The organism is Mediterraneibacter glycyrrhizinilyticus (assembly GCF_015560805.1).
Classification (GTDB): domain Bacteria; phylum Bacillota; class Clostridia; order Lachnospirales; family Lachnospiraceae; genus Schaedlerella; species Schaedlerella glycyrrhizinilytica_A.
Genome location: NZ_JADMSO010000010.1, coordinates 78,483 through 104,764, shown reverse-complemented (window position 1 = coordinate 104,764; position 26,282 = coordinate 78,483). Strand labels below are relative to the sequence as shown.

Annotated in this window: 25 protein-coding genes; 13 read left to right on the top strand and 12 right to left on the bottom strand. The window is 42.0% G+C overall.

Translation table 11 applies throughout. The features are described 5' to 3' along the window. Window positions 1-221 precede the first annotated feature (221 nt). The 11 genes from I2H87_RS10870 to dnaA form a co-directional block, all read right to left on the bottom strand. Window positions 222-497: a helix-turn-helix domain-containing protein gene (locus tag I2H87_RS10870; RefSeq protein WP_009268951.1), complete on the bottom strand. Its 276-nt coding sequence runs from the start codon at window positions 495-497 to the stop codon at window positions 222-224. A gap of 16 nt (window positions 498-513) precedes the next feature. After that, the gene (locus tag I2H87_RS10865) at window positions 514-1,419 is read right to left on the bottom strand and encodes a hypothetical protein (RefSeq protein ID WP_195609945.1); all 906 of its coding nucleotides are present in this window, start codon (window positions 1,417-1,419) and stop codon (window positions 514-516) included. A 206-nt stretch (window positions 1,420-1,625) separates the two neighbouring features. Next, complete coding sequence (locus I2H87_RS10860; protein WP_009268949.1) at window positions 1,626-2,342, bottom strand: lysophospholipid acyltransferase family protein; 717 nt, start codon at window positions 2,340-2,342, stop codon at window positions 1,626-1,628. A gap of 33 nt (window positions 2,343-2,375) precedes the next feature. Next, window positions 2,376-2,948, bottom strand: a complete 573-nt coding sequence (locus I2H87_RS10855; protein ID WP_117550068.1) for a Fe-S-containing hydro-lyase — start codon at window positions 2,946-2,948, stop codon at window positions 2,376-2,378. 20 nt (window positions 2,949-2,968) lie between these two features. Next, on the bottom strand, window positions 2,969-3,814 hold the full coding sequence (locus tag I2H87_RS10850; protein ID WP_009268947.1) for a fumarate hydratase: 846 nt from the start codon (window positions 3,812-3,814) through the stop codon (window positions 2,969-2,971). An 82-nt stretch (window positions 3,815-3,896) separates the two neighbouring features. Then, a complete protein-coding gene (gene gyrA / locus I2H87_RS10845; RefSeq protein WP_009268946.1) occupies window positions 3,897-6,410 on the bottom strand; it encodes a DNA gyrase subunit A in 2,514 nt (837 codons plus the stop codon). Between the two features lie 31 nt (window positions 6,411-6,441). After that, window positions 6,442-8,379 carry a DNA topoisomerase (ATP-hydrolyzing) subunit B gene (gene gyrB / locus I2H87_RS10840; RefSeq protein WP_022151381.1) on the bottom strand — a complete coding sequence of 646 codons (1,938 nt, stop codon included), beginning with the start codon at window positions 8,377-8,379 and terminating at the stop codon, window positions 6,442-6,444. An 11-nt stretch (window positions 8,380-8,390) separates the two neighbouring features. Further along, window positions 8,391-9,476, bottom strand: coding sequence for a DNA replication/repair protein RecF (recF, locus tag I2H87_RS10835; protein ID WP_022151382.1), 1,086 nt, complete (start codon window positions 9,474-9,476; stop codon window positions 8,391-8,393). Window positions 9,477-9,517: 41 nt separating this feature from the next. Beyond that, window positions 9,518-9,733 (bottom strand): RNA-binding S4 domain-containing protein, encoded by a 216-nt coding sequence (locus tag I2H87_RS10830; RefSeq protein ID WP_195609944.1) that lies wholly within the window; start codon window positions 9,731-9,733, stop codon window positions 9,518-9,520. Between the two features lie 142 nt (window positions 9,734-9,875). After that, window positions 9,876-10,985 (bottom strand): DNA polymerase III subunit beta, encoded by a 1,110-nt coding sequence (gene dnaN / locus I2H87_RS10825; RefSeq protein ID WP_009268941.1) that lies wholly within the window; start codon window positions 10,983-10,985, stop codon window positions 9,876-9,878. A 331-nt stretch (window positions 10,986-11,316) separates the two neighbouring features. Continuing rightward, entirely contained in the window at window positions 11,317-12,687 is a 1,371-nt protein-coding gene (gene dnaA, locus I2H87_RS10820) for a chromosomal replication initiator protein DnaA (protein WP_009268940.1), read from the bottom strand. A 508-nt stretch (window positions 12,688-13,195) separates the two neighbouring features. Here dnaA and rpmH point away from each other — a divergent pair. The 8 genes from rpmH to rsmG all read left to right on the top strand — a co-directional run bounded on the left by rpmH (window position 13,196) and on the right by rsmG (window position 20,389). After that, window positions 13,196-13,330, top strand: a complete 135-nt coding sequence (rpmH, locus tag I2H87_RS10815) for a 50S ribosomal protein L34 (RefSeq protein ID WP_004613283.1) — start codon at window positions 13,196-13,198, stop codon at window positions 13,328-13,330. Between the two features lie 57 nt (window positions 13,331-13,387). After that, window positions 13,388-13,729: a ribonuclease P protein component gene (gene rnpA / locus I2H87_RS10810; protein ID WP_009268939.1), complete on the top strand. Its 342-nt coding sequence runs from the start codon at window positions 13,388-13,390 to the stop codon at window positions 13,727-13,729. A gap of 90 nt (window positions 13,730-13,819) precedes the next feature. Continuing rightward, window positions 13,820-14,032, top strand: coding sequence for a membrane protein insertion efficiency factor YidD (gene yidD / locus I2H87_RS10805; protein ID WP_009268938.1), 213 nt, complete (start codon window positions 13,820-13,822; stop codon window positions 14,030-14,032). Between the two features lie 12 nt (window positions 14,033-14,044). After that, entirely contained in the window at window positions 14,045-15,313 is a 1,269-nt protein-coding gene (locus tag I2H87_RS10800; protein WP_195609943.1) for a YidC/Oxa1 family membrane protein insertase, read from the top strand. A 40-nt stretch (window positions 15,314-15,353) separates the two neighbouring features. Next, window positions 15,354-16,244: an RNA-binding cell elongation regulator Jag/EloR gene (jag, locus tag I2H87_RS10795; protein ID WP_117550015.1), complete on the top strand. Its 891-nt coding sequence runs from the start codon at window positions 15,354-15,356 to the stop codon at window positions 16,242-16,244. 113 nt (window positions 16,245-16,357) lie between these two features. Continuing rightward, a complete protein-coding gene (gene mnmE, locus I2H87_RS10790; RefSeq protein WP_022151389.1) occupies window positions 16,358-17,734 on the top strand; it encodes a tRNA uridine-5-carboxymethylaminomethyl(34) synthesis GTPase MnmE in 1,377 nt (458 codons plus the stop codon). Next, window positions 17,700-19,619, top strand: coding sequence for a tRNA uridine-5-carboxymethylaminomethyl(34) synthesis enzyme MnmG (mnmG, locus tag I2H87_RS10785; protein WP_195609942.1), 1,920 nt, complete (start codon window positions 17,700-17,702; stop codon window positions 19,617-19,619). Before mnmE ends, mnmG begins: the two co-directional genes overlap by 35 nt. Before the next feature lie 56 nt (window positions 19,620-19,675). After that, the gene (gene rsmG / locus I2H87_RS10780; RefSeq protein ID WP_195609941.1) at window positions 19,676-20,389 is read left to right on the top strand and encodes a 16S rRNA (guanine(527)-N(7))-methyltransferase RsmG; all 714 of its coding nucleotides are present in this window, start codon (window positions 19,676-19,678) and stop codon (window positions 20,387-20,389) included. A 68-nt stretch (window positions 20,390-20,457) separates the two neighbouring features. On the opposite strand, the gene I2H87_RS10775 is transcribed toward rsmG, so the two are convergent. Beyond that, window positions 20,458-21,411, bottom strand: a complete 954-nt coding sequence (locus tag I2H87_RS10775) for an alpha/beta fold hydrolase (protein WP_195609940.1) — start codon at window positions 21,409-21,411, stop codon at window positions 20,458-20,460. A 292-nt stretch (window positions 21,412-21,703) separates the two neighbouring features. On the opposite strand from I2H87_RS10775, the gene I2H87_RS10770 reads away from it, so the two are divergent. From I2H87_RS10770 to I2H87_RS10750, 5 genes are all read left to right on the top strand, one after another. Beyond that, complete coding sequence (locus I2H87_RS10770) at window positions 21,704-22,474, top strand: ParA family protein (protein WP_117550008.1); 771 nt, start codon at window positions 21,704-21,706, stop codon at window positions 22,472-22,474. Beyond that, a complete protein-coding gene (locus tag I2H87_RS10765) occupies window positions 22,474-23,412 on the top strand; it encodes a ParB/RepB/Spo0J family partition protein (protein ID WP_195609939.1) in 939 nt (312 codons plus the stop codon). The genes I2H87_RS10770 and I2H87_RS10765 overlap by 1 nt, the downstream gene beginning before the upstream one ends. Before the next feature lie 19 nt (window positions 23,413-23,431). Then, a complete protein-coding gene (locus I2H87_RS10760) occupies window positions 23,432-23,983 on the top strand; it encodes a DUF4446 family protein (RefSeq protein ID WP_009268928.1) in 552 nt (183 codons plus the stop codon). A 22-nt stretch (window positions 23,984-24,005) separates the two neighbouring features. Then, a complete protein-coding gene (gene serS, locus I2H87_RS10755; RefSeq protein WP_009268927.1) occupies window positions 24,006-25,292 on the top strand; it encodes a serine--tRNA ligase in 1,287 nt (428 codons plus the stop codon). A gap of 80 nt (window positions 25,293-25,372) precedes the next feature. Continuing rightward, window positions 25,373-26,248 (top strand): DUF3881 family protein, encoded by an 876-nt coding sequence (locus tag I2H87_RS10750; protein ID WP_009268926.1) that lies wholly within the window; start codon window positions 25,373-25,375, stop codon window positions 26,246-26,248. Window positions 26,249-26,282: the final 34 nt, after the last annotated feature.

Sequence of the window (26,282 nt, the reverse complement as noted above, 5' to 3'; positions counted from 1 at the left end):
AAACTCCACCTCGTGGAATTTAGTCCTACAAGGTGGAATTTAACTTTACAAAGTGGAATTTACTTTTTCAATTGACCTTTCTTTCTTTTCTTTCACCCTCTCTCCTTTCAGCCTCCGCCCATATTTATTGCCAGACACCGATATATGCCATTCTCATCGTATATAATAATACATTTTACATGAGCAGAGGCTTGATATCCTCTCTTTATTTACTTATTGAATCAGACACATTCTCCGTCAACGCGACGTAAAATCTTTTTGATCTCCGGAATTGTCTTTCCTGCTTCTCGGAAATTCCGAATCATTTGAATCCGTTCAACACTTTCCTTTCTTTGATAACGTCTTGTTAATTTCTCTTCTTCCTGTTTAAACGGAAGCATTCCCTCTTCTGTATAAAATTTTAACGTACTGTAACGACATTCGGTCAAACGGACCAATTCTCCTATCGTTACATATTCAGAAGCCAGAATTGCCTCCATGGTTCTTTGCCTAGACATTTTCTTTCATCCTTCTTTACCAATAAACCGGAATTAGATTCACTCCCTGAATTGGGACTCTCTGACACACTCTCGTTGTCGGGAATATCCGGTAATAAAAACTATCGATCTTAAGCAATGTTTCCGATCCGTTCTTTACCTGCTCTACATAATGCCCTTTCTCAATCAAAAACTGAACAACAGCTTCTCTTCTTCCTTGAACACTTGTTCCAAACACAACCATGTCAATAAAAATCGCCTGCCGTCTTTCAATAAATGGAAAGATCATATTCACACCTTGTAAATATGGATTCTGAAATAATTTGTGTTTTGCTCTCAGAAAATTTCCAACCGCATTCTCTATCATACTGTGAAATTCACTCTCCCACAAAATACGATAAACCGGATTTGCTGCCGATACAGAGATCATTTTCTTCTGGATCTGCCTTTGTTCCTCGACAGAAAACAGATCATGAATACATCCGCTCTCTCTACATAGCCATAATAAAAGCATCGGTTCCAGACTCACCGGTCCCTCTTCAAGCATCTCTGCACGTATTCCATCTACAATCTGCCAACGCGTCTTTACATCACTCCGATATGCCATCAATTCAACACCGGATGTATAATAATTAATATCACATCCTAAAAGATCAGGAACCTGTGTCATAACACCTGCTTCTCCAAGACACGCATAGATCTCTTTTTCCATGATCTGATCATCTTTCTTTTTGTGATGTCTGATTCTTTCCATACTTTCTTGAAGCATTTTTGAAAATGTATCCGGATCCATATCTTCTGCTACATTTTCAAAAATCTTTTCCAGCTCTCTTGCGACAAAAATCCCTCTGATCACTGCATTTTTTGCAAAAGATGAATGAAGACTCTCAATTCCATCCAAACCTAGTATTGCATACTGCTGCGATAATGTAAAATCTTTCATCTGAATTCCTCCATTTCAAAATGCACTTTTACTTCTCATGGTTCTCATTTTACTTGCTACTTATTACTTACTACTTACTATTTATGAATTTATTATAATCCGCTAAAATAAAAAATGCAACTTTTTTCTTCCTCTCAATTCCATAATTTCATCAAAAAAGCAGCATAACTATTGTCAGTCATACTGCTGTCTGTATCATAATATTTTTATTCTTCTACATGATCATAAATCATTTTTTGAATACGATCCTGAACAACCTGCGCGATTTCCGTTGTTTTCATTTCTTTATAATCTTCATAATACAACGGCTCTAAAAAATGCACCTGAACTTTTACCTGTTCGATCGAATTTGTATCAAATGGCTTAAACGCATTGATCAACGCCACCGGAACGATCGGACATTTTGCTTTTGTAGCAGCCTTAAAGCTTCCTCCTTTAAATTCTCCGACTGTATTTCCGTTTTTCGATCTGGTTCCCTCCGGAAAAATAATATAATTCCGCCCCTCTTTTACTTCTTTTGCCACCTGCATGATTACTTGAAGAGACTGCCTGATATCTTCGCGATCCATCATTTTTGCTTTGACACAGGAAAAAATCTGTTTTAAAAATGGAATATTTGCGACTTCTTTCTTTGCAACAACAGAAAACGGGACCGGTGCGACTTCCATGATCGCCAGCACATCGTACATGCCCTGATGATTTGGGTAAAAAATAAATCCGTTTTCTTTTGGGATATTTTCAATTCCTGATGCGACAATCTCTACATTTCCTGCTTTATTTGCCCTGTGGTCAATAAATTTCAGCATCTTAAAATGTTCCTGCTCCGTATATTTATCCGGATGTGCCGCATGATAACACAATCTGATCCACATCGGCAGAACAAGTACTATATTTCTGATCACCATCAACAATATTCGTTTCATTCTTCTTCCTCTCGTCTGCTTTATCGCATTTATCTATCGAATCTCTGCATCATCGCTGTATGTGCAGTATTCTTTTATCGCTGTCTCATAAAGATTATTTCCGTCACTGTCGATCACCACGATCACAGGAAAGTTTTCAACTGTAAGTTTTCGGATTGCCTCCGTCCCAAGATCGTCATAGGCGATCACTTCTGATTTTGTGATACATTTGGACAAAAGAGCTCCCGCACCTCCTACTGCCGCAAAATAAACAGACTGATTCCGCCTGATCGCCTCAATCACTTCCGGGCTCCGTTTTCCTTTTCCGATCATAGCTCCAAGTCCGAGATCCAGAAGCTGTGGCGCATATTTATCCATGCGGCTTGCCGTTGTCGGACCTGCGGATCCGATCGGACGCCCCTCTCTTGCCGGAGACGGCCCCATATAATAGATCATCTGTTTCTGAATGTCAACCGGAAGTTCTTTTCCCTCGCTCAATGCCTCATACATTCGTTTATGCGCCGCATCTCGTGCTGTATAAATTGTTCCGGTGATGTACACATAATCTCCTACTTTTAGTTTTGCCGCAGCTTGTTTTTCGATCGGCGCCTTGATATGTTTTTCCATAATGCTGATCCCTCCGCTTTTTACAATTCCCGAATAACGTGCCGGTTCACATGGCAACAGATATTGACTCCTACCGGAAGTCCGGCAATATGTGTTGGATATGTATTGATATTTACTGCCAGAGCGGTTGTTGTACCTCCAAGTCCTCCCGGACCGATCCCAAGGGAATTGATCTTTGAAAGCAATTCTTCCTCCAACTCTCTGACATATGGGATCGTAGAATGACTTCCCACTTCCCGGGTCAATGCTTCTTTTGCCATCAACGCACATTTTTCAAATGTTCCGCCGATTCCCACGCCGACGACCATCGGAGGACAGGCATTCGGACCCGCATCCTTTACGGCTGTCAGCACCGCATGCTTCACTCCCTCGATTCCCTCCGCAGGTTTCAGCATAAAAACACGGCTCATATTTTCACTTCCGAATCCTTTCGGAGCCACTTTGATCTTTACCCGATCTCCCTGTACGATCTTTGTATGAATGACTGCCGGAGTGTTGTCTTTCGTATTTTCACGGATCAACGGATCTTTCACAACTGATTTTCGCAAAAATCCATCCACATACCCCTGGCGCACGCCCTCATTGACAGCATCTTCCAATGATCCTCCCTCAAAATGCACGTCCTGACCGATTTCTAAAAAAATAACTGCCATTCCGGTATCCTGACAGATCGGGATCATGTCTTTTGCTGCGATCTGCAGATTTTCCTGGAGCTGTGTTAAAATCTGTTTTCCAAGCGGCGCTTTTTCCGTCTCAACAGCCTGCTTCATCGCCGCATCCATATCCTCTGAAAGATAATGATTAGCCTCGATACACATCTCTTTTATGTTTTTTGTAATTTCTTCTACATGCACAGTACGAATCATAATGTCTCCTTTTATGCTTGTATCTTTTCTTCTCAAAAAGGCAAAGTAAAAACTCTGCCTTTTCTTAAAACCTATTTACTTTTTATTCCTGTTCTTCCGAAATCTCTTCTCCGTCTTCATCAGAAATATCGATTTCTTCTCCGTCGATCTCAGTTGATGCTTTCCTTACTTTTGCTACACTGACTACGGTTTCATTTTCTTTCAGGTTGATCAGCTTCACGCCTGACGTAATTCTTCCAAGTTTGGAAATCGTATCGCACGCCATACGGATAATGATTCCCTCGCTGTTGATCATCATGATCTCATCGTCTTCATTGACCGCTTTCATTCCGATCACATTTCCGGTCTTTTCGGTGATCTTATAGCATTTCACACCTTTACCGCCGCGGTTCTGATTGGTGAATTCTCCCATCGCAGTGCGTTTACCCATACCTTTTTCTGATACGACAAGCAGACAGTCACCCTGCGTGTTGACCTGCATTCCGATCACTTTATCTCTGTCGTCAAGATTAATTCCGCGAACTCCCATCGATGTTCTTCCGGTTGCCCTTACATCATTGACGTCAAATCGGATACACTGTCCGTATTTTGTAACGAGAAGAATATCTTTCTCATTATCTGTGATCTTCACTTCGATCAACTGGTCATCGTCGCGCAGTGTGATCGCCGCCAGACCTTTCTTTCTTACATTGACATATTCTCGGAGCAGCGTCTTCTTCACAAGTCCCTGCTCTGTCGCCATAAATAAATACTGATCGTCATCATATGCCTTGATCGGAATCATCGCCGTGATCTTCTCTTCCGGCATCAACTGCAGCAGATTGATGATCGCAGTTCCTCTCGATGTTCTTCCTGACTCCGGAATCTCATATGCTTTCATACGATACACACGACCGGTATTCGTAAAGAACATGATATAGTTATGCGTGGATGTCACGAACAGTTCCTGGATGTAATCCTCATCCAGCTTCTGCATGCCCTTGATTCCCTTGCCTCCACGGTTCTGACTCTTGAAATTGTCCATCGTCATCCGTTTGATATATCCCATCTTTGTCATGGTGATCACAACATCTTCTTTCGGGATCATATCTTCCATGGAAATATCGAACTCATCATAGCCGATACTTGTTCTGCGATCATCGCCATACTTGTCGGAAATGATCAGGATTTCTTTTTTGATCACACCGAGAAGCAATTTCCGGTCTGCAAGGATCGCACGCAGTTCGTCGATCTTCTTCATCAGTTCCGCATATTCTGTCTCCAATTTCTCTCTTTCCAATCCGGTCAGAGCACGCAGACGCATATCCACGATCGCCTGTGCCTGCACTTCCGAAAGTTCAAACTGTTTCATCAACTCTTCTTTTGCGATCTGAACGTTCTTGGATCCGCGGATGATCTTGATCACTTCGTCAATATGATCCAGCGCGATCAACAATCCTTTTAAGATATGCGCGCGCTCTTCCGCTTTATTTAATTCATATTTTGTTCTTCTTGTCACAACTTCTTCCTGATGTGCCAGATAATAATTCAGCATATCAAGAAGATTCATGATCTTCGGCTCATTGTTGACAAGCGCCAGCATGATCACGCCGAATGTATCCTGAAGCTGTGTATGTTTGTACAACTGATTTAAAATAATATTCGGGTTGACGTCACGACGCAGTTCGATACAGATCCGCATTCCCTCACGGCTGGACTGATCGCTCAGATCTGTGATTCCGTCGATTTTTTTATCTCTTACAAGTTCTGCGATCTTTTCGATCAGACGCGCTTTATTTACCATAAACGGAAGTTCCGTTACGATGATCCGGTTCTTTCCATTCTGCATCGGTTCGATATTTGTCACTGCACGGACACGGATCTTGCCGCGTCCTGTCCGGTAGGACTCTTCGATCCCCTTTGTTCCGAGAATCTCCGCTCCGGTCGGAAAATCAGGACCTTTGACGATCTCAAGTATCTCGTCGATCGTTGTCTCGCCCTTTTCTTCAATCTGATCGTCGATGATCTTGACAACGGCTCCGATCACTTCCCGAAGATTATGCGGAGGAATATTCGTCGCCATACCAACGGCAATACCGGAAGTTCCATTGACAAGGAGATTCGGAAATCTCGCCGGAAGCACAACCGGTTCTTTTTCCGTCTCATCAAAGTTCGGTGCAAAATCAACGGTATCTTTGTTGATGTCCGCTGTCATCTCCATGGAAATCTTACTCAAACGGGCCTCAGTATATCGCATGGCCGCCGCGCCGTCTCCATCCACAGAACCAAAGTTTCCGTGACCATCAACAAGAGGATATCGCGTGGACCAGTCCTGTGCCAGATTGACTAACGCTCCATAAATGGAACTGTCTCCATGAGGATGATATTTTCCCATCGTATCTCCGACGATACGCGCACATTTACGATGCGGTTTGTCCGGTCCGTTGTTCAACTCGATCATGGAGTACAGGATTCTACGCTGTACCGGCTTTAATCCATCTCTTACATCCGGAAGCGCACGAGATGCGATAACACTCATGGCATAATCGATGTAAGATTTTTCCATCGTCTTCTTCAGATCGACTTCATGGACTTTATCAAAAATATTATCTTCCATTCCTACTCTCCTTTAAGTCACTTAAACTCTGCTATATATCCAGATTTTGTACAAATCTTGCGTTTTCTTCGATAAACTCACGACGAGGTTCTACTTTATCCCCCATCAAGGTTGTAAACGTCAGATCCAGTTCGGAGGATGTCTCGTCATCCATCGTCACACGAAGAAGCACACGGTGTTCAGGATCCATTGTCGTATCCCAGAGCTGTTCCGCATCCATCTCTCCAAGTCCCTTATAACGCTGGATCTTGTTGTTACCGTCACGTCCGACTTCCGTAAGGATCTCGTTCAACTCGTCGTCACTGTACGCATACCATACTTTTTTATTTTTCTCTAACTTATAAAGCGGCGGCTGTGCCAGATACACATATCCCTGTTTGATCAGTTCCGGCATGAACCGATATAAAAATGTCAGAAGCAAGGTACTGATATGGGCGCCGTCCACGTCGGCATCAGTCATGATGATGATCTTATGATAACGAAGTTTACTGATATCAAAGTCATCATGGATTCCCGTACCAAATGCTGTGATCATCGCCTTGATCTCCGCATTTGCGTAAATCTTATCGAGTCGCGCTTTTTCCACATTCAAAATCTTTCCACGAAGCGGAAGAATGGCCTGTGTCGCACGGTCACGGGCTGTTTTGGCCGATCCGCCGGCCGAATCTCCCTCGACAATGTAAATTTCACAGTTTACCGGATCTTTATCAGAACAATCGGCCAGTTTTCCCGGAAGCGACATCCCCTCCAGAGCCGATTTTCTTCTCGTCAGATCTCTTGCTTTTCTCGCCGCTTCTCTCGCGCGCTGTGCCATCACGGATTTTTCAACCGTCATTTTTGCAACGTTCGGATTCTGTTCCAGGAAAATCTCAAGCTGTGAACTTACGACACTGTCCACCGCACCTCTGGCTTCGCTGTTTCCGAGTTTCTGCTTTGTCTGTCCCTCGAACTGCGGCTCTTCCAGTTTTACGCTGATGATCGCTGTCAATCCCTCGCGGATGTCCTCTCCCGAAAGATTTGGTTCACTGTCTTTTAATAATTTATTTTTTCTTGCGTAATCATTGAAGGTCTTCGTCAGCGCATTTCTGAAACCTACGATATGGGTCCCGCCCTCCGGCGTCGTAATGTTGTTTACAAAACCGTATGTGTTGTCGCTGTACGAATCATTATGCTGCATCGCAACCTCGACGTATACGTTGTCTTTCTTTCCCTCACAATAAATGATCTGATCATAAAGAGCCGTCTTACTCTTATTCAGGTAAGACACGAATTCTTTGATTCCGCCCTCGTAATGAAATGTTTTTTCGATCAGTTCTTCCTGACGTTCATCCCGCAGCACGATCTTCAGTCCGCGGGTCAAAAATGCCATCTCGCGGAAACGCTGTTTGAGCACATCGTAATCAAATACGGTCTCCTCAAAAATTTCCGCATCCGGGAAAAATGTAACCTTTGTTCCTGTCTTTTCCGGATCGCATTCACCGATTACTTTCAGTTTGTAAATGACTTTTCCGCGCTCATAACGCTGCTTATATATTTTTCCGCCCTGATAAATCTCTACTTCAAGCCATTCTGAAAGGGCGTTGACAACGGATGCACCTACTCCGTGCAGACCTCCGGACACTTTATATCCTCCGCCGCCGAATTTTCCGCCTGCATGAAGTACAGTAAATACAACTTCGACTGCCGGAAGTCCCGTTTTATGATTGATACCGACCGGAATACCACGTCCGTTATCAATGACAGTCACTGAATTATCTTTGTTGATGCTGACAAAAATCGTATCGCAATATCCTGCAAGCGCCTCATCGATCGAATTGTCTACGATCTCATATACAAGGTGATGAAGACCTCTTGCCGATGTGCTTCCGATGTACATTCCCGGTCTTTTTCTGACCGCTTCCAATCCCTCCAATATCTGGATTTGATCCGCGCCGTATTCAGCATCAAATTCTGTACCTGTTGCACCCATTTAACAACCTCCTAATTTTCCTTTGCCACTGTTCCGTTTTTTACATAAAAGATTTTATTGATAGAAAATCTGTGATTCACAAATTCATCCAGACCTGTACATGTAATGACAGTCTGGATATCATGAATGCTGTCCAGCAGATAATTCTGCCGGTTTTTATCCAATTCCGAAAGAACATCATCCAGAAGAAGGATCGGTGTATCATGAATCAGCATCTTTACCAATTCAATCTCCGAGAGCTTCAAAGAAAGCGCCGCCGTCCTCTGCTGTCCTTGGGATCCGAATTTCCGGATATCAAGATCTCCCACCCGAAAACAAAGATCATCCCGGTGAGGTCCGGCAGACGTACTCTTAAACCGGATATCGCGCTCCCGGTTTTTTCGAAGCATTTCCTCCATGGAAAGTTCTCCTGCCGAAGACTCGTAGGACAACTCGATATTTTCTCTCCCGCCGGTCAGTTTCTCATGGATTCCTCCGATGATCCGGTTCACCTCATCGATAAATTTTTTCCGGCGCTCTATAATCTTTGTCCCATACTCAGCCAATTGCATATCCCAGATATCCAATGTATCGATCAGATCTTTTTGATAAACAATTTCTTTGAGCAAGGAATTTCTTTGATTGATAATACGATTATAGTTAGACAGATTACTGAGATAGACCTTGTCAAGTTGGGATAATTCCAGATCGATAAATCTCCTCCTGCCTGCCGGTCCCTCTTTGATAATATTCAAATCTTCCGGAGAAAAAAATACAAAATGAACGATTCCAAACAGTTCTCCCGCACGCCGGATCGGAATCTTGTTGATCGCAATTCCTTTCGGACTGTTCTTTTTCAAATGCATGTCTATCTGAAAAAGAACGCCGTTTTTCTCAACCACTGTTTCCAGATGGGATTCCTCCCGCCCGAACTGGATCAAATCCCGGTCCTTTGTACCTCTGTGAGATTTCGTAGTTCCCGACAAATACAATGCCTCCAAAATATTCGTCTTTCCCTGTGCATTGTCCCCATAGAGGATATTTGTCTTTGGATCAAAAGTCAGATTCAGCAACTCATAATTTCTGTAATTCTTAAGCTTTAATGACTTAATTACCATAATATCTCCATCAGTATGTAACTATTTTACACTCTTTTTCTTTATTTTTCAATTTTTATTTGTTCTCCGTTATATTCGGCCACGTCCCCCGCATATAATTTTCGGCCACGTCTGGTGTCAACTTCTCCGTTTACAGACACCCGGCCCTCCTGGATCACTTCTTTGGCCTCAACTCCGGATTCTACCAGACCGGCTGCTTTAACCGCCTGCCCAAGCTTGATAAATTCATCCTGTTCTCTTAATTTGATCATTTCCATAATTTTCCCTTTCATACAAAATCTGTCAGACTATTGTAGCAGTTCAAAACACTCCTCATAACTATTTTGCCGCATGCATGACAAGAAAAAGTTCGCTCACGGTGCATTTCCCGCAAGCGAAACTTTTCTTCTCCCGCACAGCTTATGCCACGGCGTTAAAGTTTACCGGAAGGATCAGGTAAATATAAGACTGCTGTTCGTCTTTAATAAAGCACGGAGCTTTTGCATTCATAAAATACAGATCTACTTCTTCATCGTCAATGACACGAAGCGCATCGATCAAAAACTTCGGATTAAATCCGATCAAAAGATCTTTTCCCTCTTTTGTGATCAGAATCTCTTCGTCCATTGATCCGATCTGGGACTTGATCTGCAGCTTCATCGATTCATCCCCGATATTGATGATGATCGGCTTCTTTTCGCCCTCTTTGATCAGCAGCGTCGCACGGTCAATACAATCCAGCAGTTCTCTCTTATTGATCCGAACTTTTGTCTCATAATCGCTGGAAAGCATCTGATCAATCTTAAAATAATCCCCTTCGATCAGCCGTGATACGACCAACGTCTGGTCAAACTCAAATACGATATGATTTTTCGTAAATGAAATCTCAACACTTGCTTCAGCTTCTCCGCCGATGATCTTACTGATCTCCTGAAGTGTCTTTCCCGGAACGATCACTTTTCTCTGTCCGTAAGAGTCACTCAGTTCGATCTTACGGATGGAAATACGATGCCCATCCAGAGATACTACTTTCAGGACGTTCTCATCGATTTCAAATAATTCTCCGGTCATCATTTTGTTTGTATCGTTGTCCGCGATTGAAAAAATAGTCTGTCGGATCACTTCTTTCAAAGTAAATTCGGATACAGCGATATTGTCTTCTTTTTCGATCACCGGAAGATAAGAGAAATCTTCGCCAGACTGTGCGGCTATATTAAACTTTGCTTTTTCACAGGTGATCATTGTCTGATTGTTCATGTCTGTTTCGATCACGATCTCATTATCAGGAAGTTTTCTTACGATCTCAGAAAAGATCTTTGCATTCAAAGCTATGATACCACGATCGATGATCTCACCTTCAATGCGTGTTTCGATTCCAAGTTCCATATCATTTGCAGTCAGTTTGATCACATCCGTAGTTGCATCGATCAAAATACATTCTAAGATCGGCATTGTTGTCTTAGACGGAACTGCTTTCGATACAATACTGACGCCTTTTGCAAGATTGGATTTTGTACAGATTATTTTCATAATAGTAAACTCCTTTCAATTCTGTCTTATTGCGGAATAACATCATGGTGTGGAAAAAGAGTTTCACACACAAGCTGTATGTATTTATATATAAAATAATTTCGTCTTCTTAGTATTAGGGGCTGTGGATATGTTTAAAACTATCTCCAGCCCTTGATTTATAAGGCTTTGTCGGCTTTGATAACTCTGTGGAATCCATGTTTGAAGTGTTGGGATAACGTGTGGATAATTCTGAGAGGAAAGAATTAAAAAAATTTCTCAACTGCAATATCCACAGCTTATTCCGTAGTTATCAACAGGTTATCCACAACAAAAAAGTGACTTATTCCCTTCAAAGAGGATTGATTTTCTTCTTAATGATTGAAATTGTATTGCTTAAGGCCTCATCTGTCTTAAGATCGGCCGCAATTTTCTTTACGCCATGGCTGATCGAGGCATGATCTTTGCCGCCAAGAAGTACACCGACTGCTTTCAAAGGCGTGTCGGTCAGAGCGCGGCAGAGGTACATGACGATCTGACGCGGAAGTACGATCTCAGCAGTACGTTTCTTTCCTTTTAATTCGCTGACCGGTACATTAAAGTGTTCGGAAACGACTTCCATGATCAGTTCCGGTGTGATCTCTCTTGCATCGTCCGGAGAAACCATATCTTTTAAAGCTTCGGCAGCCAATGGAATATCGATCGGCTTGTTGACAAGTTTGGCCAATGCGATCAGTTTATTTAAGGAACCTTCGAGTTCCCGGATGTTCGACTTGATGTTGTTGGCAATATACTGCAGGACATCGTCCGGTATATGGTAGACTTCCAGATGATCCAGTTCGATTTTATTCTTCAAAATGGCCATTCGTGTCTCATAATCCGGTGCGGAAATGTCGGCCAGAAGACCCCATTCAAATCGGGTACGAAGCCGGTCTTCCAGTGTCTCAATGTCTTTCGGCGGTTTATCACTGGAGATGATGATCTGTTTGCCTGCACCGTGAAGATGATTGAATGTGTGGAAGAATTCTTCTTGGGTACTTTCCTTTCCGATAATAAACTGGATGTCGTCGATCAGAAGAACGTCGTTGTTCCGGTATTTTTCACGGAACGTAGTCATGGAAAGTTCATTGCCGTTTTTACCGATCTTCAGCGCATCGATCAATTCATTGGTAAAAGTCTCACTTGTGACATACAGCACATGTTTATTCGGTTCATTCTCAATAATGAAATGAGCGATCGAATGCATCAAATGGGTTTTGCCGAGTCCGGCGCCTCCATATATAAAGAGAGGATTGTAAATCTCACCCGGAGATTCGGCCACGGCCAGTGAGGCCGCATGGGCAAAGCGGTTGTTGTTTCCGACTACGAATGTATCAAATGTATATTTGGGATTCAGATTGGCTTTCTCAAATAATACATTCGCTTTCTTTTTCTGGACGGTATCCTGTTTTTTCTGGTGGACGACGGTCTGATCTTCCGTAACAAAAGAAACCTCATACTCTTTTCCGGTGATCTCGGCGATACAAACCTTAAAAGGCAGGAGATATTTTTCTTCAATATGTTCCAGACTGGCCTTGAGTCTGACAAGAATATAGACGGTCGTCTCATCCACTTCATAAACTGTAAGAGGGGCGATCCATGTATTGTATGAAATATTCGATGAGCAATACTCAACTTTCATTTTATTGAGGATTTCGTCCCAATTTTCTTCCACAATGTTCATCAAAAGTAACTCCTAATCAATGTAATCAGAGTGATTTGTAAACAAAAAACTCTCTTCACCATTTTACATCAAATCAATAAGAGAAGCAATCAGAAAAGATGTGGATAACTCAATGCACACTATTCACATTAAAAATCCCTTGATTCTTAAGGAAAAAGGAAACAAAATAATTTTTTGTTCACAGGTTATTTTTTGCTTATCCACTGAAAAACGGCCGGTTATCAACACGTTATTCACAAAATAGTTTCTTTGTGGATAAAAATTGTGGAAAATGTGGAAATATGATAGTTTCTCGCGTATTTACGGCGTTTGCAGGCGTTTTTGTAATGTGGAAACTTTAAAAATGACGGATTTTACCTTGACTTCTTGACATTTTCAGAATATAATTAAGAGCAGTGTCTTTTTGTCTTCTATGATATATAGGGAAGAAAAGAGATTCAGATATAGGATTTAAGGACACCGCAGTGTTCTTTGACACTTAAAGTATGGAAAGAGAGGTGTATGTATAATGAAGATGACATTTCAGCCGAAGAAGAGATCCAGATCCAAAGTTCACGGATTCAGAGCAAGAATGAGCACAGCAGGCGGAAGAAAAGTATTAGCTGCCAGAAGAGCAAAAGGAAGAAAACAGTTATCAGCTTAGGCCGCATATATGTGGCCTTTTCTTCTACTCTGATATAAAAAAGGCAGGAGGCTTTCGATGAAATTTTCCGAATCTTTAAAGAAGAATAAAGATTTTCAGATTGTATATCGAACCGGAAATTCCCTCGCCAACAGATCTCTTGTCATGTATAAAAAAGAGAATGGACTTGGGAAGAACAGACTTGGTATTTCCGTAAGTAAAAAAGTAGGAAACAGTGTTGTGAGACACCATCTTACAAGACTGGTAAGAGAAAGTTATCGGCTTCAAGAAGAACATTTCAAGTGTGGATATGACATTGTCATTGTGGTCAGAGTCAGCGCAAAAGAAATCACATATGCAGACATGGAAAGTGCGCTGATCCATCTTGGAAAACTTCATGATATATATAACATTTCATAAGATGTGTGCACAATGGGGAAAAAGCAACTCTGACAGGCACACCGTACAAATGTGCAAGGGACACATTTGATCAAAAAGGAAGTGACGCAGATGAAAAAAATATGCATAGGGATGATCCGGTTTTATCAGAAATATCTGTCCGGATTGAAAAGACAGTATCACTGTATTTATATACCGACCTGTTCTCAATACGGAATCGAAGCGATTGAGAAATACGGCGTGTTGAAAGGTGGTCTTTTAACTGCATGGAGGATTCTGCGCTGCAATCCATTTGCAAAAGGCGGATATGATCCGGTACCTTAAGGAGGACAAGAGATGCAAGGTGTTTTAGCTTCAGGTTATGCAGATTGGCCGATCATTCATCAGATAGCTTGGCTGCTTGGAAAGCTGATGGATGGAATCTACAATGTGATGGATGGATTATTCGGTATCCAGAATATCGGCGTCTGCATTATTATTTTCACAATTATTATTTATACGTTGATGATCCCTCTTACGATCAAACAGCAGAAGTGGTCGAAGATGTCATCCGTAATGAATCCGGAGATTCAGAAGATTCAGAAAAAATATGCCGGAAAACGTGATCAGGCATCCATGCTGAAACAGCAGGAAGAGATGCAGATCGTTTATGAGAAATACGGAACTTCCCCGACAGGCGGATGTCTTCCGATGTTGATCCAGATGCCGATCCTGTTCGCGCTGTATCCGGTCATCTCCAACATTCCGAATTATGTAGAGGGTGTTAAGAACGTTTATATGCCGGTTGTAAATCAGATCATGGCAACAGACGGATTCCAGAAGATCATGGAGGGAATCGGAAGTGCGAAACCGGTTCTGATGAGTCCGCAGAGCTTTGATTACTCTCAGGCAGAGACTCTTGTGAACGTACTTTATAAATTCCAGGATTCTACATGGACTACCCTGGTAGACAAGATGCCGTCACTGGAGGGAATCGTGGCAAATACGACTCAGGCGATGGGACATCTGAATAGCTTCCTTGGAATCAACATTGGCGAGACTCCGATGACAATGTTAATGACAGCTCTGGCAGACTTCTCCATTATCGGAATCATCCTTGCAGTGATCATTCCGGTTCTTGCAGGTCTGACACAGTTCATCAGTGTAAAACTCCAGCCGCAGCCGGCAACAGATCAGGAAAATCCGATGGCAAGTTCCATGAAGATGATGACATATACAATGCCGTTGTTCTCTGTATTCCTCGGATTTACACTTCCGGCAGGTCTTGGTCTTTACTGGGCGGTCAGCGCGATCGTCAGATGTGTTCAGCAGCTTGCGATCAACAAGTATCTGAGTAAGAAGTCCACGGAAGAATTGATCGCTGAGAACCAGAAAAAAGCGGCGAAGAAGCGTGAGAAAAAAGGTACCTCCGCACAGGAGATCAATAAGATGGCGACGACAAGTACAAAGAATGTAACGGCAGTGAAGAAATCGTCGATCTCTGAAGATGAGAGAAAACAAAAGCTGGAGAAAGCGGCAGAATACAGCAAGAATGCAAAAGAGGGAAGTCTTGCATCAAAAGCAAATCTGGTAAGCAGATATAACAGCTCGAACAGCAAAAAGTAGACGTAGAACCTTACGATAAAAGGAAAGGGAGGATTCGGAAATGAACGGCAGTATCAGAGTGTCAGCAAAAACAGTAGACGATGCGATCACAGAAGCATTGATCCAGTTGGGAGTTACAAGCGACTGTCTGGAATATGAGGTCATTGAAAAAGGAAGTGCCGGATTTCTTGGAATCGGTATGAAACAGGCTGTCATTGAAGCGAGAAGAAAACCGGGAACTGCGGAAGAGGAAGAAGATACCAAGATCAGATTCGACGTTTCTTTGGAGCCTGAGAAAAAGGGAAGAAAAGAAAAAGCAAAAGAACATAAAAAAGAAAAGAGAGAGCCGGAGAAGAAAGCGGAACCTAAGGCTTATGAGAAACAGGATGCAGAAAAGGAACTTCCGAAAGAAGAGAAAAAAGAAGAAGTTGTAAAGGCTCCTGTTGAGAAAGAGGAAAGTGTTCCGGCAAGAAAAGAAAAAGAGACAGCAGTGGTCACAGAAGAATCAAAAAAAGCTGTGGAAGCATTTCTTTTAGACACATTGAAAGCGATGGGAATGGAAGTGGAAATCACTTCCGAGGTGGATGCAGACGGAGCACTCAGTATTGATATGAAAGGTGAGAATATGGGAATCCTGATCGGAAAAAGAGGACAGACTCTCGATTCCCTTCAGTATCTTGCAAACCGTGTGGCAAACAAACATCAGAGCGGATATGTGAGAGTGAAACTGGATACGGAAAATTATCGTGCGAGAAGAGAAGAGACGCTGAAGCATCTCGCAAAGAATATCGCACACAAGGTAAAAAGAAACAGAAAGCCGGTTTCTTTAGAACCGATGAATCCGTATGAAAGAAGAATCATCCATTCGGCACTTCAGTCCGATCCGTATGTAACGACACACAGTGAGGGAGAAGAGCCGTACAGAAAGGTCGTAGTTACTTTAAAAAGATAGTAGCGCCGACGAACAACATGGTATATAATGATTGAAGCGAAAGAGAACGTTTTACGCTTCACGAGAACTTTCGTGAAGTGTAAAACGTTCTCTTTATCATTGAGAGGTAAGAGATGTTAAATAAAGAGACGATCGCAGCAATCTCAACGGGAATGTCCAATTCGGGAATCGGAATTGTGAGGATCAGCGGAGATGATGCATTTCAGATCATAGATCGGATTTATAAAGGAAAGAAAAAATTATCAGAGGCAGACAGTCATACGATCCATTACGGTTTTATAAAAGACGGAGGGGAAACCGTCGATGAAGTTCTCGTCAGTGTCATGCGTGCACCGCGCACATTTACCGGGGAAGATACGGTAGAGATCAATTGTCACGGCGGTGTCTATGTAGTGCAGAGAGTATTAGAGACAGTCTTAAAAAACGGTGCGAGACCGGCAGAACCGGGAGAATTTACCAAGCGTGCGTTCTTAAACGGAAAGATGGATCTTTCTCAGGCCGAAGCGGTGATCGATGTGATCACATCCAAGAATGAATATGCGCTGCAGAGTTCGGTCAGCCAGCTTCGCGGAAGTGTCAAAAAGAAGATCGAAACAATGCGGGAAACATTGCTGTATCACACGGCATTTATTGAAACAGCACTGGATGATCCCGAACATATCAGCGTAGACGGATATGGAGAGACGTTGGAAAAGGAATTGATTCCGATCAGGGAAGAATTGAAAAAGCTGATCGATTCTGCCGGAAACGGGCGGATCATCAAAGAGGGAATCCAGACTGTGATCCTCGGAAAGCCGAATGCAGGGAAATCGTCTCTGCTCAATGTACTCTCCGGGCGGGAACGTGCGATCGTGACGGAGATCGAGGGAACAACGAGAGATGTTCTGGAAGAGCAGATTCATTTGAACGGGCTGAACCTGAATATGATCGATACGGCGGGAATCCGGCAGACGGAGGATGTCGTCGAAAAAATCGGCGTAGAAAAAGCACGGGAATATGCAGAATCGGCCGACCTGATCATTTATGTGGCCGATGCTTCGAGAAAATTGGATGAAAATGACCGTGAGATCGTACAGATCATCGCAGGAAAAAAAGTAGTAGTTCTGCTGAATAAAAGCGATCTGGAACCGGTTTTGACACGAGAAGAGCTGGGCATATTTTTAGAAGATGAATTTCCGGTGATCGAAGTATCTGCGAAAGAAGAGAAAGGGATCCGGGAGCTGGAACAGCAGTTGAAAACGATGTTCTTGAGTGGGGATCTTTCGTTTAATGATGAGGTCATGATCACAAATATGCGCCAAAAATCAGCGCTTCAGGATGCTTATATGTCGCTTCGGAAAGTACAGGAAAGTATCGAGGATCAGATGCCGGAAGATTTCTATTCCATCGATCTGATGGATGCATATGAGGCGTTGGGAAGTATTACAGGTGAAACGATAGGAGAAGATTTGGTCAATGAAATATTCAGTAAATTCTGTATGGGAAAATAAAGATCAATATGACGTTGCAGTTGTCGGAGCCGGACACGCAGGATGCGAGGCGGCACTTGCGGCTGCAAGACTTGGATTTCGGACGGTTTTGTTTACCGTCAGTGTGGATAGTATTGCCCTGATGCCGTGTAATCCGAATATCGGGGGAAGTTCAAAAGGACATCTGGTGAGGGAGATCGACGCTCTCGGAGGCGAGATGGGAAAAGTGATCGACCGCACGTTTATCCAGTCAAAGATGTTGAACCGTTCCAAAGGTCCGGCTGTGCATTCACTCCGTGCGCAGGCGGATAAATCCGCTTACAGCAGAGCGATGCGTCAGGTATTGCAGGAGCAGGAAAATCTGGATATCCGGCAGATGGAAGTGACGGATATTTTAACGGAAACCAACCCGGAAAGCGGAAAGCGGACTGTGACAGGTTTACAGACGTATTCCGGCGCTATTTATCGATGCAGAGCGGTTGTTTTGTGTACGGGAACGTATTTGCGTGCGCGCTGCATTTATGGGGACGTGAGTATGCAGACAGGTCCAAACGGACTGCAGGCAGCAAATTATCTTACAGAGAGTTTAAAATCTCTAGGAATTGAAATGAACCGCTTTAAGACCGGAACTCCTGCGAGAATTGATAAACGGTCGGTTGACTTTTCAAAAATGGAAGAGCAGAAAGGGGATGAACATGTCGTTCCGTTTTCATTTACGACGGATCCGGACAGCGTACAGATCGATCAGGTTTCGTGCTGGCTGACGTATACAAATGAAACGACACATGAAATCATCCGAAATAATCTGGATCGATCCCCTTTATTTTCCGGGATGATCGAGGGAACAGGTCCGAGATATTGTCCGTCAATTGAGGATAAAGTTGTTAAATTTTCAGATAAAAAGAGACACCAGGTTTTTATCGAACCAGAGGGGATCGAAACAAATGAAATGTATGTAGGCGGTATGTCAAGCTCACTTCCTGAGGATGTGCAGTATGCGATGTATCGCAGTGTTCCGGGACTGGAGAATGCTAAAATTGTACGAAATGCATATGCAATTGAATATGATTGTATTGATGCGCGTCAGCTGAAAAGTACATTGGAATTTAAAGAAATCGACGGATTGTTCAGCGGCGGTCAGTTTAATGGAAGTTCAGGGTATGAGGAAGCGGCGGCGCAGGGATTGATCGCGGGGATCAATGCCGCGCGGAAACTTCAGGAGAAAGAGGGGATTGTGATCGACCGTTCTCAGGGATATATCGGCGTTCTGATCGATGATCTTGTGACAAAGGAGAGTCATGAACCGTACCGGATGATGACGTCCAGAGCAGAATATCGTCTGCTTCTTCGTCAGGATAATGCGGATCAGAGATTAACGAAGATCGGCTATGAGATTGGTCTGGTCAGTGAAGAACGTTATGAACATTTGAAAGAAAAAGAGAAGATGATCGCAGCGGAAATCGAGCGTGTTAATCATGTCAATATCGGCACTTCCGAGAAAGTGCAGAAGATTTTGGAACAGCATGGAAGCACCGCACTCGTATCGGGAACAACACTTGCCGAGCTGATCCGCAGACCGGAGCTTTCTTACGAGGTTCTTGCAGAGATTGACGAGGAGCGAAAAGTACTTCCGGCGGAGGTAATTGAACAGGTAAATATCAATATCAAATATGACGGATATATCAAGCGTCAACAGAGACAGGTAGAACAGTTTAAAAAGCTTGAAAATAAGAAAATACCGGAAGAAATTAATTATGATGAAATACAGAGTCTCCGTATAGAGGCGAAGCAGAAATTGAATGCGATTCGTCCGGCGTCGATCGGACAGGCATCGCGTATTTCCGGTGTTTCTCCTGCGGATGTATCGGTACTCCTTGTATATCTCGGAGGAAAGAACCGGGAATAAGGAATAGAAGAATAAGACAATAAAGCAGGAAGAATCTTTTAGGAGGGACAAGACAGATGGCAGATCGATTTGATACACAGCTCATCGAGCTTGGCATCACATTGACAGAAAAACAAAAAAGACAGTTCCATCGGTATTATGAATTACTCGTTGAGTGGAATAAGGTGATGAATCTGACCGGTATCACAGAGTATGATGAGGTAAATGAAAAGCATTTTGTGGACAGTCTGGCAATCATAAAGGCGGTTAATATGGAGGAAATTCAGTCTGTGATCGATATCGGAACCGGAGCAGGTTTTCCGGGAATCCCCTTGAAAATTGCATTTCCGCATCTGAAAGTCGTGCTTCTGGATTCCTTACAGAAGAGAATCCGATTTTTGGATACGGTTATAGAGGAACTGGGACTCGAAGATGTAGAGACGCTGCATGGAAGAGCAGAAGATTATGCGAAGCGAAAAGAGTATCGGGAACAATTTGATCTCTGCGTTTCCCGCGCAGTTGCAAATCTGGCGACATTGAGCGAGTATTGCATTCCTTATATTTGTGTCGGTGGATCCTTTGTTTCTTACAAGAGTGGAAATGTGGAAGAGGAGTTGGACGGATCAAAAAAGGCAATCCGCTTGCTTGGAGGAGAATTGACAGGTGTCGTAAAATTTCAGCTGCCGGGAACCGAGATCGGAAGATCATTCGTAAAGATAAAAAAGAATGAAAGTACAAAGAAACGTTATCCGAGAAAGGCAGGACTCCCTGTAAAAGAACCATTAGTGTAAATATAATAAAAAGCACCGCAAGTTTGTGAACATTCCCTTTTGGAATGATACAAACTTGCGGTGTTTTTTTATAAGTATAGAGATTCCAGGTTCTCTGTAAAATCTTCGGGGCGTTCCATATGCGGAAAACGTTTTGTCTTTTCCAGTTCGATAATATGTGTATCAGGGAGATAATTCTGATATTGATTTGCCGCGAGGATATTTTCCGGATTTTCTTTTCCTGTAAAAATGTAAATAGGTTGTGTTATATTACGAAGACCATGAATAATATTCGTGTTGGTAAAACAGGAATTTATATTTGCATACAAATATTTTCCTTTGGTATGCTGCTTTTGTGATGCTTCATAAAAATACATAATATCTTTTTCTGTGATTTTATTTTGATCGTAGTAATAATCCAGACGGAAATCTTTTTCAATTGTCTTTTTATTGACCATTATATTATAAAGAAATGTTCCAATTATAGGTGTACAAATTACAGTCCTATATAATTCCGCAAATTTGTCAGGAGTCTTTGAGGAAATAAGCAAATTTTCCGGATTTACGAGCACAGCTTTATCAATCCAATCATTTTGGACAGAACAAGCCATCAACAGAATGCCGGAAGAAGCACCGGAAGATACAATATCTGTTTTTTCTCCAATGACATCCTTTATGAAATCTAAAATAAGTTGCACATATAAGTAATTTGTGTAAGTGAGGTTAGGTTTATCTGAATTACCGCATCCGAGGAGGTCAATCGTATATACTGTGTGATTGGAACTTAAAATCCTTTTTACATGATTCCACTCATAAGAACAACTGCATACGTTCAGATCATGGATCAAAAGTATCGGAGAGCCCTCTCCTTGCCTGGTATAAAAGACATTTCCTAACTTCCACTTATAATACTCTGCATCTTTTGCAAAAAGTCTGTTTTCAAATGTTGATACATGGTAGGAAACTCTGTTTATCAAGTGCATTGCACCCAGAGCAGCCCCGGAAAAAATTGTAATCTTTTTAAGATTCTTTTTAAAATTCAAGTGATCACTCCCTTATCTGATTCTAAAGAATATATAAGCTATTATACTACAATGGAAAACTCTTAGAAAGGACTATTTTCTTAAGAAAAAGAGAAGAAAATTGAATGTTTCACGTGAAACATTGTATCAGTCTTTTTTACTTTTGAAATTCAGAAAATGTTTCATGAAAAATCAGTTGGAAAACAAATTTTGAAAAATAACAAGAAAAATGTTTCACGTGAAACATTCTGTTGTAGATTCTTAGAATGTTTGGTGATATAATAGACAAGTATGGAGGAAAGGAGTTATATAAATGGGTAGAATTATTGCTATCGCCAATCAAAAAGGCGGAGTAGGAAAAACAACGACGGCAATCAACTTATCCGCATCTCTCGCAAGTCTTGGGAAAAAAGTACTTGCTTTAGACCTGGATCCGCAGGGAAACATGACGAGTGGATTAGGCGTAGATAAGGATCAAGTTGAAAATAGTGTTTATGATTTGATCATAGGTCAAACAGGAATAGAAGAATGTATTTGTAAAGAGGTAATTGAAAATCTTGATGTCCTTCCTTCTAATATTAATTTGTCGGCTGCAGAGATTGAATTAATCGGCGTAGAAAATAAAGAATATATCATCAGAAATGAGATGGAAAAGGTAAAGGAGCGGTATGATTTTGTGATCATCGATTGTCCTCCGGCGTTGAGCATGCTTACGATCAACGCTATGACAACAGCAGATTCCGTTCTTGTTCCGATACAGTGTGAGTATTATGCATTGGAGGGGCTAAGCCAATTGATCCACACGATCAATCTTGTGCAGGAACGTCTGAACCCGGCATTGGTCATTGAGGGTGTCGTATTTACTATGTATGATGCGAGAACGAATCTGTCTTTGCAGGTTGTTGAGAATGTAAAGGATAATTTAGATCAGACGATTTATAAAACGATCATTCCGAGAAATATACGGCTTGCAGAAGCACCAAGCTATGGAATGCCGATCAATCTCTATGATCCAAAATCGACAGGAGCAGAGAGTTATCTGCTTTTAGCGGAAGAAGTGATTCATAAAGGGGAGGAAGAATAATGGCAGTAAAGCGAAATGGTCTTGGAAAAGGCCTGGATAGTTTGATCCCGGATAAAACCAGTAAAACTGTGAAAAATGGAACATCAGGAAGTACGCAGAAAAAAGAAAAAAAGATTTCGGATAAACTAGCTGACATAAAAGAGTCCCCGAGCGGCGAGGTGTTTTTAAAAGTTAACGAAGTCGAGCCAAATCGAGATCAGCCAAGAAAAGAATTTGATGAGGATGCGCTGTTGGAATTGGCAGATTCTATCAAACAGTACGGTGTTTTACAGCCTTTGATCGTTCAGAAAAAAGCGGGATATTATGAGATCATTGCGGGAGAAAGAAGATGGCGCGCAGCCAAACTTGCGGGTGTCAAGGAAATTCCTGTGATCATCAAAGAATATACAGAACAGGAAATTGTAGAAATTTCTCTGATTGAAAATATTCAGCGGGAAAACTTGAATCCGATTGAAGAGGCAATGGCTTTTAAAAGATTATTGGAAGAATTTCAGTTAAAACAGGATGAAGTTGCAGAGCGTGTTTCTAAAAGCAGAACGGCAGTTACTAATTCTATGCGGTTATTGAAATTGAGTGATAAAGTACAGCAGATGATCATAGATGATATGATCAGTACGGGACATGCACGTGCACTGTTGGCAATTGATGATCCGGAACAGCAGTATATACTGGCAAATAAGATTTTTGATGAAAAATTGAGTGTAAGAGAGACGGAAAAACTTGTAAAATCTCTGAAAACACCGAAAAAGGAAATAAAAAAGCCTTCAGAACATACGTTTGTATATAAAGACATTGCAGAAAAGATGAAAAATGTAATGGGGACAAAGGTCAATATCAATGCAAAAGCAAATGGAAAAGGACGCATTGAAATTGAATATTATTCTGAGGAGGAGTTGGAAAGACTATATGATATGATCATGTCGATCCATCATCAGTAATATATAAGGGAGGCACGCAATGCAAACAGATTTTCTTGGAAATTTGGGAATTGACGCGGGATATCTGATTGTATTATTATTTATGATACAGATTTTGCTGTTCATTCTATTAATCAGTGTCAACATGAAATACAACAGATTAAAAAGAAGTTATTCAACGTTTATGAAAGGAAAAGACGGAAAGAATCTTGAGGAGAGCATTTTTGAACGTTTTGAAATCCTCGATGAACTAAATGAACGGACAGCAGAGAATCAAGAGAAGATTGATAAATTATATAAAAAAGTGAAACGAACATATCAGAAAACCGCATTGGTAAGATATGATGCATTTCATGAAATGGGTGGAAACTTAAGTTTTGCTCTGACAATGCTGGATGAGGAAAACAGTGGATGGATCTTTAATGCGATGCACAGCAGAGGAGGATGTTACACCTATATAAAAGAAATTGTAAAAGGCGAGAGTTATATTGAACTTGCAGAGGAAGAAAAAGAATCTCTGGAACGGGCAATTTTTCAGGAAGCCTACGATATAAGGGATGCAGAGTTTGCAAAAAAGAAAAATAGAAAATGAGAAATGAGCAGGAGGAAAAGTCATGTTAGATATTAAATTTGTAAGAACGAATCCAGAGGTGGTAAAGCAGAATATCCGGAATAAGTTTCAGGATGAGAAACTTCCGCTTGTCGATGAAGTATTGGAATTGGATGTGAGAAACCGCGAGATCAAACAGGAAGTAGAAGCGCTTCGTGCGGAGAAAAATAAAGCTTCCAAACAGATCGGTGCATGTATGGCACAGGGGAAAAAAGAAGAAGCGGAAGAGATGAAGAAAAAGGTTAGCGAGAGCGCAGACCGTATGGAAGCTCTTTCCAAAGAAGAAAAAGAAGTAGAAGAAAAGATCAAAAAGATCATGATGACGATTCCGAATATCATCGATCCATCTGTTCCGATCGGAAAAGATGACAGTGAAAATGTAGAAATCGAGCGGTTTGGAGAGCCTGTTGTACCGGAGTTTGAGATTCCGTATCACACAGATATTATGGAGCGGTTTAACGGAATCGATCTGGACAGCGCCAGAAAAGTAGCCGGAAACGGATTTTATTATTTGATGGGAGATATTGCACGACTGCATTCCGCAGTAATCTCTTATGCGAGAGATTTTATGATCAACCGAGGATTCACATATTGTGTGCCTCCGTTTATGATCCGAAGCAATGTCGTGACAGGCGTAATGAGTTTTGCCGAGATGGATGCAATGATGTACAAGATCGAGGGAGAAGATCTTTATCTGATCGGTACAAGCGAACACTCTATGATCGGTAAATTTATTGATACACAGTTGACAGAAGACCAGCTTCCGCAGACTTTGACAAGCTATTCTCCGTGCTTCCGGAAAGAAAAAGGAGCACATGGCATTGAAGAACGCGGCGTATATCGAATCCACCAGTTTGAAAAACAGGAAATGATCGTTGTATGTAAGCCGGAAGAAAGTATGGAATGGTATGACAAATTGTGGCAGAACACGGTGGATCTGTTTCGTTCCATGGACATTCCGGTTCGTACGCTGGAATGTTGTTCGGGAGATCTGGCAGATCTGAAAGTGAAGTCTGTAGACGTGGAAGCATGGTCTCCGAGACAGAAAAAATACTTCGAGGTTGGAAGCTGCTCCAATTTGGGAGATGCACAGGCAAGAAGATTAGGAATTCGCGTAAAAGGTGAAAAATCAAAATATTTTGCACATACACTGAATAATACAGTTGTCGCACCGCCGAGAATGCTGATCGCATTTTTGGAAAATAATCTTCAGGAAGACGGAAGCGTGAAGATTCCAAAAGCATTGCAGCTATACATGGGCGGAATGGAAGCGATCGTTCCGAAAAAATAAAAATGATATATGAGAGTGACATATAAGAGGATTGCGCAATATGTGCAATCTTCTTTGTGCAAGAAGAAAATGGAGAGAATATGCATCAATATTTGAAAGCAATTGGTTTTGAAAACCTCAAAACGAAAAAAGACCTGCGGCAGTTGTTGGAACAGGTTGAGACAGAGTTTACACATCAGACAGTTGTTTCTTATACGGAAGAAGCAGATTTTTGTGAACTGCAGAAAGAATATGCACAGGGAATAGGAATCACACTGTGCGGAGAACTTGATGAGGAAGAACGGTTTGAACCGGAATATTATTTTCCATATTTTGAGGGAAGCGGAATTACGACTTACGCAGATGTGACCGTGGAAAAGAAAATTGAAAAGGAAATGTATGTCGGCGTCTGTGAAGATCCGCGGGTCGGGATCAGTCTGATTTTTCATTTGCAGAACGGAATCGAATATATGAAAGAATGTCAGCTCGGAATGTTCCCGAAAATGAACACTTCCGTGACCCTTTCCGGTCTGGCTCTTTCCGGAAAGATCCTTCTTCCGGTGCGAAAGAGCGAAATGCAGGTGAAAAATGAAATTGAGGCGTCAAATAATCGAAAACAGCTTTTAAATGCAGCAAGAAGCGGTGATCAGACAGCGATGGAAAGCCTGACGCTGGATGATATCGATACATATTCTAAAGTGTCCCGGAGACTGGTGAGTGAAGACATTTTTACGATTGTGGATACTTATTTTATGCCGTATGGCGTAGAGTGTGATATGTACTCGATTCTCGGTGAAATCCTTGCGATGAGGGAACGAAAGAACAGCCTGACCGGAGAAGAAGTATATCAGATGAAGTTGAATGTAAATGAACTTCAGTTTGATATTTGCGTGCCGAAAGCACAAGTATTGGGGGAACCGCAAATCGGAAGACGATTTAAGGGAACGATCTGGCTTCAGGGAATGATCAATTTTTAGAAAGAGAAATGAAATGTAGAAAGAGAAATGAAAT